Here is a 15,423-nt window from a genome sequence, read left to right as displayed (position 1 = left end):
CCCCTGCGTTGTGGCATAATGTCCTCCCCAATCATCATTGGCGCGCGTCCTCGGATTGCGAAATCAACCACGTGAGGGGGACTCGCCGTACCCGTCGAGCGATGCGACTAGAAACTCCCGCAGCGCCTTACGCACCTCAGGATCCAGGTCCTTAAGGCGGAACGGCAGCTCGATCCGTCTTCAACCCCATAGGTTGCAGCAGCCTGCCCGGGGTGGAGATGACGTAGATCGTGGTATGGATTTATCGCTCTTTTACTTGTTTTCATGCGATCGACAACGCATGTACGATCATCGTAAGGGCGTCGCCGGTTACCTCCGACCATGCCATTCGCCAGTGGTGCGGAACGACGAAGCTTCGAGGCTAATAGAAACAACGCATGCGATACTAGTGGCTTCGCCCTTGGGTAGGACAACTAGAGCCCAGGATTCGATATGCGATTCGGCGGCGGCAGATCATGAACCGAGAATTCAGACGTGCATTGCCGTGAACCCACTCCGATCGCCGCGACGAAGGGAGTCATAAGCTTGAGTGAGAGCCCACCTCTTTTCCTACCGCTTCTTTGCGGAACACTCGCAACGGTCAGCTGGAGCATCGGCAACGTTCTGTCCAAGGCCGCGCTCTGCTGCATCGAACCGCTCTCGCTTCTGACAGCGCAGTTGGCTGTGAGTGCCGCAAGCCTGACCGTACTATCGATCTTCTCAGGTGCGCCGCCTCGCTTGAGCGATTGGCGTGCTGGCCTTGCCGGCATCCTGCAGCCGGCGCTTGCGTCTGGTCTGTCGATCTTCGGACTATCGATGCTGCCGGCGTCGGTAGAGGCGATGCTGTTCGCAGTTGAACTGCCGATGGTCATACTTCTTGCGTGGTTGATCCTTGGTGAGATCCCTAACCGTGCTATCGTCTTTCTCTCTTTGTTGGCTTTTGCCGGGGTCGGCTTTTTGCAATGGACCTCTGAATCTGCTCCTTCCGCAACGCCGGGACTGGGGGTCGCTCTCGTACTCGCCGGCGTGCTATTCGCCTCACTCTACAGCGTAGCGGTCCGTGTGATGTCGCAAAGCGTGGATGCGTTGCGCCTTACGACAACGAGCCAGATCGTCGCGTTTGCAGTGGTCGTATTTGCGTGGATTTGCGTTCGCCCATTGCCGACGCTCTCTGTGGTCATCGGCGATATTGTTCCGGTGGCCGGATCCGGATTGCTGCTCTTTTCGATCCCCTTCCTCCTCTACGGGATCGCGCTGCAGCGAATGAGCGCGACAGCCGCCGCTCTGTTGCTACCGCTCGTTCCCGTGCTTACATCCATTTTCGCATCTATCTTCCTTCGGGAAACTCTGACCGCAACACAGTGGCTGGGGGCCGTTGCGGTTCTTGTCTCGGCCCTGGGAATGCCCCTGGCCTTGCGCTCCCAACCCCATGGCTCGGAAAGATCACCCCACTCTCCTGTCGGGAGAAAGCCTTGAAGAAGGAGCTGGGCAACGCGCGCGCTGTCAACTCCGGAACGGGCGGTCGAACGTGAGTTATTGCGAGCGCAGTCAATTGCGGCTCCTTGACGAGCCAGCCCTCAATCCTAGTAAGTGCGGGTCGAGCTTGGACGGCCATGCGAACCCTGGTCTTGTAAGGCCGACGGCGCAGCCTCGGTGCGTGGCACGCGCCTCGCCGGCCGTCACCGTGCTGCGGAGGGTTTCTTGGCGAACGTCGCTGCGGTTGCCGGCGCGGAGCTCGTGCAAGCGGGTTGCAGGCCGCGCACCTGTCCGGCACGACGATCGACGCAACTGCCAAGTTCCTCGTGGTTTGTGCGAAACTCGGCCATGAGCCCCGACCGGATGGAGCGAGCGATACTGATCCACTAGGCGCCGCTTTACAGCCGCGGTCACCTTGGCATGCGCCAGCGCGCGCTGAAGGGGCGTCAACGGAGCATGATAGCGCTTGATTACTTTAGAGCATTTTCCTACCTGACGGAATCGGAAGTGATTCGCTTGCGGCAAATCGTGATTCACTCTGAGGGCTGGTGATGGAGGCCAGCCCCATCGCTAAACCGCTCTCGCCGGACCTTCGCTTTCGCATAATTCGGGTGTGGGCAGTCATTGATCGTCCGGATCGGAACTTTCCGTCGGATGGTCGAATGGAATCCGGCACGGCGCCGCCGCCTACCGCCGCTCGCCGCGACCCTTACGTCGACGAGCAGGCGGTCGATGGTTGCAGGGGTGATCGCGAAAACACGATCACGATCTGCCAGGCCAGGCTTCAATCGCCCATGTTGCTCAAGGGCCGGCAGCAAGATCGGAATCATCACGTTGAGCCGCTTGCCGCATACCCGGTCCAACGCCTCCCACGCCGTCATCGCGTCCTTGATCGTCGCGCCACATCTACGTCTGCGCTCTCGCGGTGCCTTGACCTGTCAGGCCCAACCCCCTCGTGTTGCCGGCGTGCGGGCCTGCGAGGGCCTCACCACTCAGCATACGGCACCTCGATCTTGAAATAGCTGACGAGCGGCACCTCTCGTGCAAGACGAACAAGAATCGTCAGCGTCACGCCGCTGAGCGGTGCGTCCCGGACCATGATCGCAATAGGGGCTGCTTCTAATCAAATCTTCTCAGCCTCGATGAGTCCATCAAGAACGTTCAATGATTCGAACAGATAGTAGGATCCGAAGATCGTCTCTGCATTGTTGGCCGAGTCCTGAGCGCGTGCATCGCGACGCTTGTTGAAACAGGCGCCGACCAACATTCCGGGCGGGCGGGGATCGTCCGGATTTGTTGGCGTCAGATAGGTCTCGATCAGGGCCTTTGCCGTCCGTTCGCCTGCCTCACGATATCTGACGCGCAGTGCAGCCGTCGGCGCGAGCCGCGCCAGCTTTAGCAGCGCCGAGCACGTGATTGCAGTTGCCGCCGTGTCCGTCTCCGTGTTGGGAATGTCAGGATCATCAAAGTCCCAGAACGCGACCATGCTCGCTGGCACGTGCGAAAGCCACCACTCCGCTCCCGCCATCAACTGCTCCATCCAGCGCGTCTCATGAGGATGGTGAGCAAGCGCGATCGCCGCATAGACGAGCCCCCAAGCTTGCGCCCTGCCCCAGACACTCGTGTCGCTGAATCCCTTGTGGGTGAAATGGCGGACTATCTTGCCGGTGGACGGATTTAGCTCACTCGACTGAACGATTGAGCCATCGGAGCGCATATGAATGTCGAGCACGCGCGTGGTATGGCGCGCCGCAATGCCAGCGTATGAGGAATCGCCTGTCCTTGCGGCGGCCCAATACAGAAGCGGGACTGCTTGCAGAGAGTCGATGCTGCTGAACGAATTGCCAACATCTTCTGATTCCTCCGCATCGCGGCCTAGCGGAATGAGGCCAAGCCGGCAATCGAATTGCGTCTTGAGAGAGGTGGCGGCATCCAGTGCCAGGAGAGCTGCGTCCTTGTCTTGACACAGGACGTCGCCAAGCGCGACCCCATAGTAGAACCCAAAGCCCTTGAACGCGGTTTGCAGCTGCGCGCGCGGCTTCAAGCGGCTGCTCCAGAACCGAGCTGCATCGAGGTATTTCGCCTCGCCAGATCGCCGCGCGAGCAGCCACAACATACCCGGCCATGCGCCACCGGTCCAATCGCCGTCCGGCGTGGTCGTCCATTTGCCGGTCGAGCTGTCTGCCCAATGCGGAAACTCTATTTTCATCGCGGCAAGCGTCTGATCGACGCGTGCTTGCATCAGGTCTATTGCGTGTGCCCAGCGCGACTTGCTCATATCCGATACTCCTTTGCCACTTGCCGAAATCCCAAGGCATCGTTCCCGGTGCTAACCGTCCAATGTCCGACCGATTTCGCTTCGGGCGAGCCGATGGCTTAAGCGGGTCAGGAGCACGCAGCTGCGTTCTCCAGCTATCGCTCCTGATCACGAGCAAACGCTCAAGGGCTATCCGCCTCAGCCCGATCGTCACGCGCATGACCAGTGTGTACATGCACTCTAGCATGCCTGCCGTGATGCGCGTTGGGAGCGTCATCAAGCGGCGCGCGAGGACGTAAAGGCGCCGACCGCCCCCTTCCTGGAAAGGTCTTCAAGTTGGTCGTCGTCGTAGCCGAGCTCTTTGAGGATTTCCTCGGTCTGAGCCCCAAGTTTCTGAGGCGGCAGTCGGACTTCGGGCAGCTTGCCATCATAGCGCACGGGATGGCTGACGAGCGTGATCGGCGCGCCCGTCGCCCCGCGGACGACCTGGAAGTTCTTGTTGTGCACGACCTGCGGATCGGTCACGACATCTGCATAGTCATTGACCGCGGCGTGCCAAATTCCGTGGGCCTCGAACAATGCGATGCATTCGGCCGTCGTGCGCTTTGCGACATTTGCGGCGATCGCAGCGGATGCCTCGTCGCGTCGGCGATACGCCTCCTTGTCTGGAACGCGCTGATCGGCCGGAACGTCGAGCGCCTCCGACACTGTGCTGAGAGACCCAAGAGAAATCGCGATATGACCGTCACGCGTCGGATAAATGCCGTAAGGCGCACCGTAGTACCAACCGGAGATCGGTCCCGGCTGACGGACATCGTCAGGCCGCTCGCCGTTGAGGTAACAAGTAAAGGATTCCATCTGCAGATCGAGTGCAGCAGACAACAGGCTGACATCAACCCGGCACCCCTGTCCGGTGCGCGTTTTCCTCACAAGCGCGGCCAGAATGCCAGCCGCAAACAACGCAGCACCATGGTGGTCGACCGCTGAAACACCTACGGCCCTTGGACCCTGCTCGCGGCTTCCAGTAATCGTGGCCAGCCCCGATATTGCCTGCACCAGTAGATCCTGACCGGGACGGTAGACGTAGGGCCCATCGGGACCGTAGCCTGAGGCCGCAGCATAGATAATTTGCGGATTGATCTTCTTGGCGTCCTCGTAGCCGAGGCCAAGCTTGTCGAGAACGCCGGGGCGGAAGTTCTCAGTCATGACATCCGAGGTCGCGATCAACTTCCTGGCAATCTCAATGGCTTCAGGTTTCTTCAGGTCGAGCGTGAGACTTCGCTTATTGCGGTTCCCGGTGAGCAGCAGCATGGATTGCCCATCGACCCGCTTGTCTGCTCCGCCCCATTTCCTCTGAAAGGCGCCATCTGGTGGCTCGACGGCAATGACGTCCGCCCCGAGATCGGCGAGAAACTGCGCAGCCACGGGGCCCATCAGGAAGTGATTGAAGCTCAGGACGCGAACGCCCTTCAAAAGATCGACCATGGTCTCGCTTTCAGTTTTCTTGGATCAGAGGTGTTCTATTTGGCTCGACCTCTGAAATCGATTTCAGACATAAGCATCATGATCTGCAGAGTCAAGCAAAATGGGCGGCCTGCCAACTCAGCGCCTGCCCATGTACCAGAGTTCCACTGGATAAGACGGATCGGGCGTATACAGAGCTTGAGAACGATGGCTGTCCAATGTTCTAACGTGGATCGGACTCATGCCATTGACTGAGCGACCAGACCGGATGGATAAAAAACCAACAATCGAGCCCAAAGGACGCCAGCAACCGCGCGTGAAGATCGAAGATGTCGCGCGAAAGGCCAATGTGTCCCCTGCGACCGTGTCGCGCGTCCTCAATCATCCCGAAATCGTGAGACCGGAGCTCCGGGACAAGGTGATGCGGCACATCACCGACCTGTCCTACACGCGAGACAGCGCGGCGAGAGCCTTGAAGTCGGGACGCATGCGCACCATTGGAGTCATCGTTCCGACGCTGGCGCTCGGCATCTTTGCCGAAGGAGTTGAGGCGCTGCAGAACCGCCTCAGCGAAAGCGGCTATACGCTCTTCATCGCGAATTCCCAATATGATCAGCGCCGCGAACTTCAGGAACTGCAGAGCCTCATCGAGCGCGGCATCGATGGAATTGTACTGGTCGGAGGCTCCCATGGACGTGAACTGAGGGCTCTGATTGAACAAGCTGGTGTGCCTGTGATCACGACCTATGTTTCGAAGGCAGCTGGCGGCATTCCCGCGATCGGAATCGATAACGAAAGCGCCACGCGCGAGATGACCGAGTATCTGTTGCGGCTTGGACACGTCCGTTTCGGCGCGATCGCCAATGTTGTTGCTGCGTCCAACGACCGGTCCCGCGCGAGGCTCGAGGGCATTCAGCGCGCGCTTTCGGACGCCGGCCTCCCGCTCAGGCCCACCCAGATCATTAAGGCCGACTATTCGCTTGCCCAGGGTCGCAGCGCTCTTCGTCAGCTCCTCACCGACCACCCCGACACGACGGCGGTGATCTGCACCACCGACACCCTTGCCATCGGTGCAATGGCAGAGGCCCGCAAAATTGGGGTCGCCGTGCCGGCTACGCTTTCCATCACAGGATTTGACGATGTGGAGCTGGCGGCGCAGACGGACCCGCCGCTCACAACAGTCAGTGTTCCGGCAGCTGAAATTGGCCGAGGAGCCGCCGATTATCTGATCAATGCGATCGCTGGAAGCCCACTTCCCAGGAGTGTCCTGTTGCCCTATCGACTGGTCATGCGGTCATCGACCGGGCCGCCGAGATCTAGCGAACGCCCACCGCGTCGCAGGCGCAGCCCGGGCTGAAGCTGCCGCTGCCGACGCGCTCTCACTGAAATCGATTTCTCCTGCCTTCTGCATTCCTCCAAGGCTCTGGCGGCTGCCACGCTGCGCGAACATATGACTGGTGGCGGCACAAAGTGGACGTGGCTGAACATGCCGCGGCCGTGCTGCCCGCGAAGCGCTGGAGCGAGAGAAGGGAGAGCAGCTCACACGACGTTTTCCCCTTCTCAGTGCTCGCGCTCGGTGTGAACGGAGTGGACAGGCGCATGGTGGTGAATGGCGCCAAGTTCGTGCAGCTTATGATGCAGACGATGATGCGCAAGCTCCAAGGCAGCTCGCAGCCGCGAGTGCCGCGCTTCGTCAGTCCTGGGAGCGAGCGTATCCATATAGGCGATCGATCCCTCGATTTGTGCAAGAATCGACACCGCGTCCGCAGTGGCGAAGACCGGTTTGTCGCCGACTTTGACATACACCGCACTGGTGTGGGCCGCGATGTCGGCCTCGCGCCCCGCCACACTGCCTCGAACGCGTATTGCGATCCAACAGGACTCGGTGATGCGCAACGCGAGCTGGGCGTTGCACGACAACTCGCTACATCGAACTTCATCGATGACGATGCCATTGCGGATCACCTCCACCCGTGTTGGCGCGACGCTGACCGATTCGATCCGCCAGCCGATTGTGATGGTGCCACCCGAAGGAGGAAGCGCGATCGCGCTCCCGGGGCGACGTCCTTCCACTGTCACCTCAACGAGCGGCCCGACTGTGATGAACGTGTCTCCGCTGCGTACGGCGTCCATCCAGTTGCGATACGTGAAATCGCGCCCACCTAGCTGCACATAAGTCCGCGAGCCTCCGAGGAGCGCGGCAGCGTCCATCTTGTCGGAGCCGGCGACCAGTGGCAGATGGTAACCGATGTTGAGGTAACGGTACCAGTCAGCCAGACCAAATGCGCTGATCTGCGCAGTCCGCGGGTTGAACGACATCATTTCAATGGCATCGACCAGGCCGAGCACGATGTCCGCCGCCCGCTCGGCTTGCGGGTTGGGAGCATGCGGCATCACGACAAGGCCCCCTTGCTGGCGGCAGCGCTCCGCCCAATCGGCCATGCTCGCTTCCAGAGGATCGCCGATCGCAGCCTCGTTGGGTCCGCCGCAAGACAGGGGGGTGATAATCTCGCCTTCGTAGCCGAGAAGCGATATGTGCCCTAGGACTTGCATACGGTTCTCTGTGCCGACGCGAACAAGGAACTCTCCGTCCCCGCCGAAGTGCTTTGCCCCCAGCGTCGTGCGTCCGTCGAAATCGGCCACGTTGGTGAATAACTCGCCCCATTGTGCCGCGAGCAGGTTGACGACGTTGACCCCCTCCGCCTTGCCCTCTAGCAGGGCTGTGTGCGGGCTCAGGAAATGGACGTGAGTATCGGAGCTGACCCAGCCCTGTTCGCGCCAGCGCAGCACCCTGTCCAGCTCGAAGGTGAGTTCCTCCGTGGTCGCGGTGACTTGGACGATACGGCGCAGGGGCCGCACCTCGAAGCCCCTGCTGATCTCCACGAACACGGGCCCGATCGGCAAGTCCGCCTCGCAGCTGCCATCCACATAGGCGTACTGGTTCAGCCCGTTCGTAAACTCCCCGGCGAAGTCTTCGAATCTTCCGGCATTGACCTTGCGGTGGTGCCCCTTGGGCGGCAGATACTCCCCATCCGCGCCATGCACATGCAGGCGCGCGGCGACACGCACGCCGTTGCCCTTCTCTACGATGCGGATTTTGACGGGTCTTGTTGCCGGCGCGATGGGCACCGCCTCCAGCGAGGTGTCTCCTGCGTTCCCGGCAGCTTCCAGCGACCGAAGATCGGCAAGGTGCAAGCGGCCGTCGTCGGAGCGTAGGTACAGCCTTGCGTCGGGATGGGCGGAGTACTCGACGATGACCTCGTCCTCGGAACGCACCGGCTGCACGTCGTGCTTGTCACCGAGCCAGTCCGATCTCGCGTAGTCAAGCACCGCGCGGGCGGAGATCACCGTGCCGAGATCCATGCCGATCTGTTCGCCCCGATGATCGACGTCGAGCTCGCCAAGCTTATTCAGATGCACTCCGGGCGGTAGCCGCATCTTCAGCTTGCGACGAGCCTGGAGGCGCAGGGGATGCTCGGTGAGCCTTGTCGTGGTCACCGCAAAGACAAGAGAAACTTCTTGCTCCGCTCGCAAGCTTAGCGCGGTGAGCTCCTTCTCCGGATATGGATTTTGGAGCGCATAAAGCCACAAGTTCTCCCCTTGTCGATCCATGCGCCCCGATTCGGTGCGGGTCTCGCCCTGGAAGAAGCTCGCGCCCGCCGTTCTGCCGAGTGCGCAGTTTTCGCCGGTGCTTGCGTGCACGATGGGCCCCCGTAACGGCAGCGCCGCGAACGGGCTCGCGCTCCAGGAGATATGGTTCTGCTGGACCGCGAACCGCCGTAGCACCGGCACGTCGGCCTCGGTGCTGTCGACGTATCGGAGCACGTATGTCGACACCCGATCGCCAAGCGAATTGCCTTCCACAGGCAGCGTTGCCGGCCCGATCTCCCCGAAGCCTTGAGGGCTTACGGGTGGGCGGTCCGCGACCACTTGCACAAAGAGCACGTAGCTGGCCAATGTGGGCGGCAGCGCGATCACCACAGGAATCCCCCCGGGACGCAAGGCCAGCACATCCGCTCCGGCGTTGGCGCCGAATAGAAACGGGATGCCTCGATACGTCTGCGGTCCTCGAAGCGAATCGATCCAGCCGGTGTCGCCTGGACGGCTGCCGAACCCCTCATCGAGTTCCAGGCGACCGGCGTTGAAATATCGCTGCAAGTCGACGGGCGCGAAGTGCGGCGACGATGGCGTTTTCATTCGATGGACTCCAGTTCATGGACGTCGTCGCCCATAAGCGGCCCTGGATGCGATGAGGACTGCTCACGTGTCCCGCTGCTGGCGAAGGCGCTCGTCCCAATCCCATGCTCTTGCCCAGCATCAAGAGATACTCGCCGGTCGGCATGCTTTGCGTCTGATAAGGAAGGCTTTGCCTCTGCTAGGTGGCGCAAGCGGCAGGCAGAAGGCGTTCAGTCACCGATGTAGACGCGGCCACGCCTTTTGGCGAAGTGGTAGACCACCACGCTTAAGAGCGCTATCAACGATCCGTAGACAGGAAACATCCAGGCCATGTGCTCGCGTTGCAACCACACAAGAAGATACGGTGAGGTCCCGCCAAACAATGAGACGCCGAGCGCGTAACCGAGCGCTACGCCCGTGGTGCGCACGGCACGCGGCATCAGGGTGGTAGCGATGAAGTTATAGAGCGCCATGTTGAACCCCACGATGGCTCCGCCGAACACCGTGACAAGGAAGAACGTGGAGATGCCCTTCTCCGAATAAAGCAGCGTCAGGAAAAAGCATGGGATGAGCAGTAGGCGCAGCAGCGTGAACGCACGCGAGGGCCGCACCTTGTCAGCGAAGGCGCCAACAAGGGGGGCGGCCAACATCCAGATCAAGACCATCAGCGTCATAATTCCGTATACAGAGGTGCTATTCTCCTTGAACACCGTGTTCGCCATATTGGGCAGACCGGTGTTCCAGGCATAGTTGGCGATCTGCACCGATCCGATCACCAGGATGACCGCAAGCAGGGATAGCCGCACGCTCCAGAGCATCTTCCACACACCGCCGGTGGTTTCCTGAATTCGCGACGACTCATCTTGGCGATGCATAACCCGATGGATCAAGGTCTCCGGTACGGACGTGCGCAGATAAATGACCAGTAGGCCCAGCACCCCGCCGACCCCAAAAGGTACGCGCCAGGCCCACTCGCGCATCGCTTCGGGGGCAACCGATGCGCTCACCAGAAACGCAACAAGGCTGGATCCAAGGTTGCCTAGCTGGATGAAAGTGCCACCGATCAGCCCCAGATAACGCCCCTCCTTTCCGGGCGGCGCCAGTTCAATTGCGATTGCATTGGCGACACCCGCCTCGGCTCCGGTAGCAAGCCCCTGAACAAGGCGCATGATAAGCAGCGCCACAGCCGCCGTGACGCCGATGTCCCGGTACGTCGGCAATAGAGAGATCAGCAGCGAGCAAACCGCCATCGCCGTCACCGAGATCATCATTACTCGCTTGTGGCTAATGCGATCTGCGACTGGGCCAAGCAAAGCCGCTCCCAGTGGCCGCGCGCAGAAGCCCGCCCCGTACACGGCTAGCCCCGCAAGCAGCGAGGTCGTGGGATCATCGGAAGGAAAGAAGTGCGGCGAGAGAAACGCCGCCATCACGCCGTAGACGTTCCAGTCGTACCACTCCAGCGCTACGCCCCCTCCGAGGCCGACGGTCATCCGTCTGTTCGCAATCTGATTATCAAGCTGAACAGATACGGCACTGGGTTGAGCAATAATGTTCATGTGTCCTCGAGCTCAGTCAATGGCGTTAATGATGCCGCGGTCAAGCAAGGACGAGCAGCCGCTCGCTGGCTCTACTGCGCGGAGTGCGGCGCTATCTAAGTTAAACGCGACTTGAGCGGGCCGGCTCGTAGCGGTGAAGGCGCAGGCGCCAACGGGTACGCGGCATGCCGCCGATGAGGCCGTCTTGGTTCGCGATTTCGCAAGTCGTGCGGCCGCACGACCGGCTCTTGCATGACCTTAGTCAAAGAGATCGCGAGCGGCGATTCCGATCTGTGCAGCCGCCCAAGAGCAGACGCCACCGAACGCGCTGCGTACAAAACGCGCGCGAGCCCGTGTCCCATTCCCATGGTTTCCATCCCTCCTGTTGCCAAAGCGCACTCGTGAAGAAGCTGTTGTTCTTGTTGGACGGCGCCGCGCTACTACGCCGTCATCCGGCTAAGAAAACATCGCGGTTCTGAAATCGATTTCATTACCGTAGGCGCTCTGGATTCCGGAGTCAAGCGCAGAAAATGCTGCCGCTAAACCTTCTCCAGTCTGACCAGCACAATTTTTTCTTGAGCAGCCAGAAACTGCTCGAAGCCTGGTCCAGTCGGATTGACTATAAAGAAGCATGTTTTGCGTAGAAAACGATTTCAGTATATGGCTGCCTTTCTGACTTCTTTCAGGAGACACCCTCAATGACCGGCAAGCCCGATCTCATCCTCTCGACCTCTCCCAGGGCCCATGTGCGCGTTGTGACGCTGAACAGGACGTCGAAACGAAACGCCTTAAGCAACGACCTGATCGCACAGCTTGGCGCGAGCTTGCGGGACGCTGCGCTCAATGAGGATGTTCGTTGCGTCGTCCTTTGCGGGCACGAAGCCTTCTTCTCTGCCGGAGCCGATATTAAGGAGATGCAGCAGCGCGGGTTTGAGGCAATCGACAATCCCGCGCGACGTTCTGCGTGGCGGGACATCGCCAATTTTCCAAAGCCTCTTATCGCTGCGGTTGAGGGAATTTGCTTCGGTGGGGGTCACGAATTGGCCTTGCTCGCCGACATCGCCATAGCAGGCGAAGGAGCGCGGTTTGCACAGCCTGAAATCAACATCGGGATTTTTCCAGGCGACGGCGCAACCCAGCGTCTGACGCGCGTGGCAGGCAAATCTCTGGCCATGCTGATGATACTGACTGGCCAATCCATTTCTGCCCGTGCGGCGATGCAGGCCGGCCTTGTCGCTGAAGTTGTCGAAAGCGGCCAGGCACAGGCGCGAGCGCTCGAGATCGCCGAACTGATCGCCCAAAAGCCGCCGCGTTCGACTGAGCTCGCCAAGGTGGCCGTTCTCGCCGCCTTTCAGACCACCCTGGACGCCGGGCTCGAATTCGAGCGCCAGGCAATTCGATGCGCATTCAACACTGCTGACCAGCAGGAAGGAATGAACGCGTTCTTCGAGAAGCGATCGCCAAACTATCGTGGAAATTAGCCGTCGCGATCCCCAGCCTTCGCTGCTACCGGCGCTCCACATGTGCCGGTACTGCCCCACGATGCACTCGATCAAGCACTCCTTCGGAGCGACCAGGCCAACGCTGCGATCTAGAATTCTGTCGTACATTGAAGTTGCAGTGGCGCCTGTCAGGGACCATCTCGGCCGGTGCGCCCGGGCCTTCCTGCGCAAAGGTCAAAGCCCCTCTCGGTCGAAGTGGACCAAAGGTGTGGATCGACTAGGCTAGGTTCTGCGATCGACAGAAAGTCGCTTGATCCCGCTGTGGACTCTCAGGTTGGCTGGGGAACCTGGACCCTACGCGAGTGCTTCACGAGGCCTAGAAAAGCTGCGAAACGCAGCTCTATGTCAATGCCTGCGTTGGGGGCGAGCCCTGCCGACCTCTACATCGAACGGTGGCTTGCGGCCTCCACCTATAGCGAGCGCACCAAGGCCGACGCCCGCACGGCACTAGCGCAGTTCAAGGATTGGTGCACAACGGCCAGCCAAGGTTTCTTCATCGAGACCACGACCGATCGGGTTGCCGCCGATTTCCGTGATGAGGCCTTCGTCAAGGCTGGCGTGCACTTCAAGACGGCCAACAAGAAGCTATCCGCCTTGCGACAATACTGGACGTGGCTAGAGAAGAGCTTCGGCGTGAAGTCGAACCCGTGGATGCGCAAATCGCTCCCCAAAGCCAAGGCACACAGGATCGCCCCGGATGGTCCGATGGGCGCCGAGCGGCCATTCACAGACGATGAGATGCGCATCCTCCTAGCAGGCCCGGCGGATCTCGAAATGGCCAGCGCTATGAGAATTTCAGCCCTGTCGGGGATGCGCCTCGACGAAATCGGACAGCTCCGCGTCGGTGACTGCCGCGACAACACGTTCAGCATCACTCGCAGTAAGTCTGCCGCTGGAGTTCGCACCATACCGATCCATTCAATGCTGCGGCCGATGATTGCGAAACTTGTGGGCAAGCGCGATGCATCCACTTATCTGCTTCCCGACCTCCAGGATACCGGCTGGGATGGCAACCGAACCATGGCCCTCTCTAAGCGGTTCACCTACTATCGCAAGAAACTTGGCGTGCATGACAAAAGACCGGGAGCACGGCGGTCCAAGGTCAACTTTCATAGCCTTAGGCGCTGGTTTGCGACGAAGGCTGAGGATGCCGGACACCGCGAGAATGTAGTGGCGCACATCATGGGCCACGAGAGCGCAGTTGGAATAACCTTCGGCCTCTACTCAAATGCTCAGCTAAAGAGACTGAAGCTTGCTTGCGTAGAATCGGTCAAGCTGCCGTGAGCGAATGCAGTTTCACCTCACTACATTTTTCAATGCACGAAGTAGTTTGGCTTTGCTGGTCGACGCCAGTATCGCTCTAGCGCCCCTAGCGCTTCGCTGGCCTCAACATCTCGAATCCGACAGACGCGGCGAATCGAATAGCTGAATATCCGCTTCCCCTTTTTGGTCCTAATCGACAGCTGTCTCGAAGTATCCGCTTCAGAGAATGACGTGCCGTAATACCGAAGTTCTTGGGGGACCTTCTTGTGCTCAAGAAAGCTCTTCAACATTAACTGCTTGGCCCTCGCCATCGAGGCAAGCGACCACACCTTGCCTCCAGTATCACCCTCCCATAGAACCGCGGCCCCATGCCGATTAAACGAGCATAGCTGCAACGCCGCCACGTTGGCCGACAAAACCTCTCGGAAGTCAAAGTGCAGGGCTAAGTCGCCAACCGTCATCCAACCGGTTCTGCCGCTGTTAAGCTGGCCTTTTTGAAGGCTTTTGTCGTGGTTCTTGATTGGCTTGACCGTAAACCGCACGAGAAACGCCATGTTTGTTGCGGACAGGCCGGTATCCCCTCGTGGCACCACGTCACAAAGCTGCCCGAGCAGCATCCAATACTTCTTTTCTGTCTCTAGTTCACCCTTCCAATCTGCACTTGGTTTATCGGCGGATTGACCGGCCTCGATCTCCGCGAACACGTCCCCGGGCACGATTGGGAGAGATAGATCGTTTACTAAAGGCCCTTCTGTCATCACTTCCGCGCGGCAAATACGGCTAAGCTCGCCGCTTATTACGTGATCGCTGACCTCAACGCCGTTGTCGCCATCGATCTGAAACAACCGAAATCTAGCTAGGAGCTCATGCAATCCATCGCGATCTCCCGCCTTTAGACTTTTCGCTAGCTCAATTCGGTGCTTCTGCTGGATAATTCGTAGCAGCACTTCTAGCTCGGACACACCTTCCTTATAAGAATTCTGCAAAACAGCTTTGTTGATATCGATGAATTCCGTTACGATTATGTCTCTCAACGCGACCACACTATCGTCGAGAGAGCTTTCCACCTTCTGCAGCATCGCATAGAGGACAACGCCAGCGAGCTTATCTCGGAGGCTCCTCGAAAGCACTTCCTCGCCATTATTCTCCAAGACATTTTTGGAAATTACCGAAAAGCGGATCAGATCCTTTTTGTCCTGCTCTCCATCGAGTATCGACGCCAGAAACTCATTTCGCGCAGTGGCCTCCTGTTCGATACCAACTTCTTTCGTCAGCACCACGCAATAATTCGAAGTGTCAGTTTTCAAGAAACCGGCGACGGTCTGTTTCAGAATCGCGTTCGATTGCTCGTCATCGATACCTTCCCTCTTAAAATCACGATCAACGAGGAATAGCGTATTCTGATACGTCACATCCGCGCTCTTTAAAGCGGCCTGCCAATCAGCCCCACTTTTGGGCACTGCTTCGCATCCCATGCTCTGCATAACGCGATTTGCGAGATCCACTGAAACGTTAGTTCCGACCAAATCGCCCGCGCGTTTGGTGAGTTCCGGGTCCTCAGAGAACATTCGGATCAATTCTGTAACCGGCTCTTCCTCTGATGCCACGTCGTGCAGGCCCAGGGCTCCAAACATATCATCTGTTGCGATGCGATGGGCCAATGCGACTACGTCAACCGCATCCGCTTCAGCAATAGAAGCAAAAATATCATCGATCCAAATAACCCTCTCAACACCGAGAGCTTTGATGACTGAAGATAATTGCCCCATAT

At 59.3% G+C, this 15,423-nt stretch carries 10 protein-coding genes; 5 read left to right on the top strand and 5 right to left on the bottom strand.

What is annotated here, in order from left to right; genetic code table 11:
* Window positions 1-525 precede the first annotated feature (525 nt).
* Window positions 526-1,455, top strand: a complete 930-nt coding sequence (locus IVA98_RS00360; RefSeq protein WP_247354136.1) for a DMT family transporter — start codon at window positions 526-528, stop codon at window positions 1,453-1,455.
* A gap of 1,123 nt (window positions 1,456-2,578) precedes the next feature.
* Here IVA98_RS00360 and IVA98_RS00355 read toward each other — a convergent pair.
* Window positions 2,579-3,733, bottom strand: coding sequence for a glycoside hydrolase family 88 protein (locus IVA98_RS00355; RefSeq protein ID WP_247354135.1), 1,155 nt, complete (start codon window positions 3,731-3,733; stop codon window positions 2,579-2,581).
* A gap of 255 nt (window positions 3,734-3,988) precedes the next feature.
* A complete protein-coding gene (locus tag IVA98_RS00350; RefSeq protein ID WP_247354157.1) occupies window positions 3,989-5,146 on the bottom strand; it encodes a CaiB/BaiF CoA transferase family protein in 1,158 nt (385 codons plus the stop codon).
* On the opposite strand from IVA98_RS00350, the gene IVA98_RS00345 reads away from it, so the two are divergent.
* Window positions 5,027-5,431, top strand: coding sequence for a hypothetical protein (locus IVA98_RS00345; protein WP_247354161.1), 405 nt, complete (start codon window positions 5,027-5,029; stop codon window positions 5,429-5,431). The two genes, IVA98_RS00350 and IVA98_RS00345, sit on opposite strands and share 120 nt — an antisense overlap.
* Window positions 5,418-6,533 (top strand): LacI family DNA-binding transcriptional regulator, encoded by a 1,116-nt coding sequence (locus IVA98_RS00340; RefSeq protein WP_247354134.1) that lies wholly within the window; start codon window positions 5,418-5,420, stop codon window positions 6,531-6,533. Before IVA98_RS00345 ends, IVA98_RS00340 begins: the two co-directional genes overlap by 14 nt.
* A 203-nt stretch (window positions 6,534-6,736) precedes the next feature.
* Here the strand turns inward: IVA98_RS00340 and IVA98_RS00335 are convergent, their stop codons facing one another.
* Together IVA98_RS00335 and IVA98_RS00330 are read right to left on the bottom strand one after the other, a co-directional pair.
* Window positions 6,737-9,373, bottom strand: a complete 2,637-nt coding sequence (locus IVA98_RS00335) for a CehA/McbA family metallohydrolase (protein WP_247354133.1) — start codon at window positions 9,371-9,373, stop codon at window positions 6,737-6,739.
* Window positions 9,374-9,582: 209 nt separating this feature from the next.
* Window positions 9,583-10,908 carry an MFS transporter gene (locus tag IVA98_RS00330; protein WP_247354132.1) on the bottom strand — a complete coding sequence of 442 codons (1,326 nt, stop codon included), beginning with the start codon at window positions 10,906-10,908 and terminating at the stop codon, window positions 9,583-9,585.
* 677 nt (window positions 10,909-11,585) lie between these two features.
* Here IVA98_RS00330 and IVA98_RS00325 point away from each other — a divergent pair.
* Together IVA98_RS00325 and IVA98_RS00320 are read left to right on the top strand one after the other, a co-directional pair.
* Window positions 11,586-12,368 (top strand): enoyl-CoA hydratase-related protein, encoded by a 783-nt coding sequence (locus tag IVA98_RS00325; RefSeq protein WP_247354131.1) that lies wholly within the window; start codon window positions 11,586-11,588, stop codon window positions 12,366-12,368.
* A gap of 363 nt (window positions 12,369-12,731) precedes the next feature.
* A complete protein-coding gene (locus tag IVA98_RS00320; RefSeq protein ID WP_247354130.1) occupies window positions 12,732-13,673 on the top strand; it encodes a tyrosine-type recombinase/integrase in 942 nt (313 codons plus the stop codon).
* A gap of 29 nt (window positions 13,674-13,702) precedes the next feature.
* Here IVA98_RS00320 and IVA98_RS00315 read toward each other — a convergent pair whose 3' ends face one another.
* Window positions 13,703-15,421 carry a hypothetical protein gene (locus IVA98_RS00315; protein ID WP_212436789.1) on the bottom strand — a complete coding sequence of 573 codons (1,719 nt, stop codon included), beginning with the start codon at window positions 15,419-15,421 and terminating at the stop codon, window positions 13,703-13,705.
* Window positions 15,422-15,423: the final 2 nt, after the last annotated feature.

It is taken from the genome of Bradyrhizobium sp. 160, assembly GCF_023073735.1.
In the GTDB taxonomy this organism is placed as follows: Bacteria; Pseudomonadota; Alphaproteobacteria; order Rhizobiales; family Xanthobacteraceae; genus Bradyrhizobium.
Note: the sequence above shows the minus strand (reverse complement) of the source record. Positions and strands in the feature narration are given on the sequence as shown.

Bases quoted from the DNA above. Each gene is read 5' to 3' on its own strand.
- IVA98_RS00335 (WP_247354133.1), bottom strand. From the start codon at position 9,373: ATGAAAACGCCATCGTCGCCGCACTTCGCGCCCGTCGACTTGCAGCGA.
- IVA98_RS00340 (WP_247354134.1), top strand. From the start codon at position 5,418: ATGCCATTGACTGAGCGACCAGACCGGATGGATAAAAAACCAACAATC.
- IVA98_RS00325 (WP_247354131.1), top strand. From the start codon at position 11,586: ATGACCGGCAAGCCCGATCTCATCCTCTCGACCTCTCCCAGGGCCCAT.
- IVA98_RS00320 (WP_247354130.1), top strand. From the start codon at position 12,732: ATGTCAATGCCTGCGTTGGGGGCGAGCCCTGCCGACCTCTACATCGAA.
- IVA98_RS00330 (WP_247354132.1), bottom strand. From the start codon at position 10,908: ATGAACATTATTGCTCAACCCAGTGCCGTATCTGTTCAGCTTGATAAT.
- IVA98_RS00350 (WP_247354157.1), bottom strand. From the start codon at position 5,146: ATGGGCCCCGTGGCTGCGCAGTTTCTCGCCGATCTCGGGGCGGACGTC.
- IVA98_RS00315 (WP_212436789.1), bottom strand. From the start codon at position 15,421: ATGGGGCAATTATCTTCAGTCATCAAAGCTCTCGGTGTTGAGAGGGTT.
- IVA98_RS00355 (WP_247354135.1), bottom strand. From the start codon at position 3,733: ATGAGCAAGTCGCGCTGGGCACACGCAATAGACCTGATGCAAGCACGC.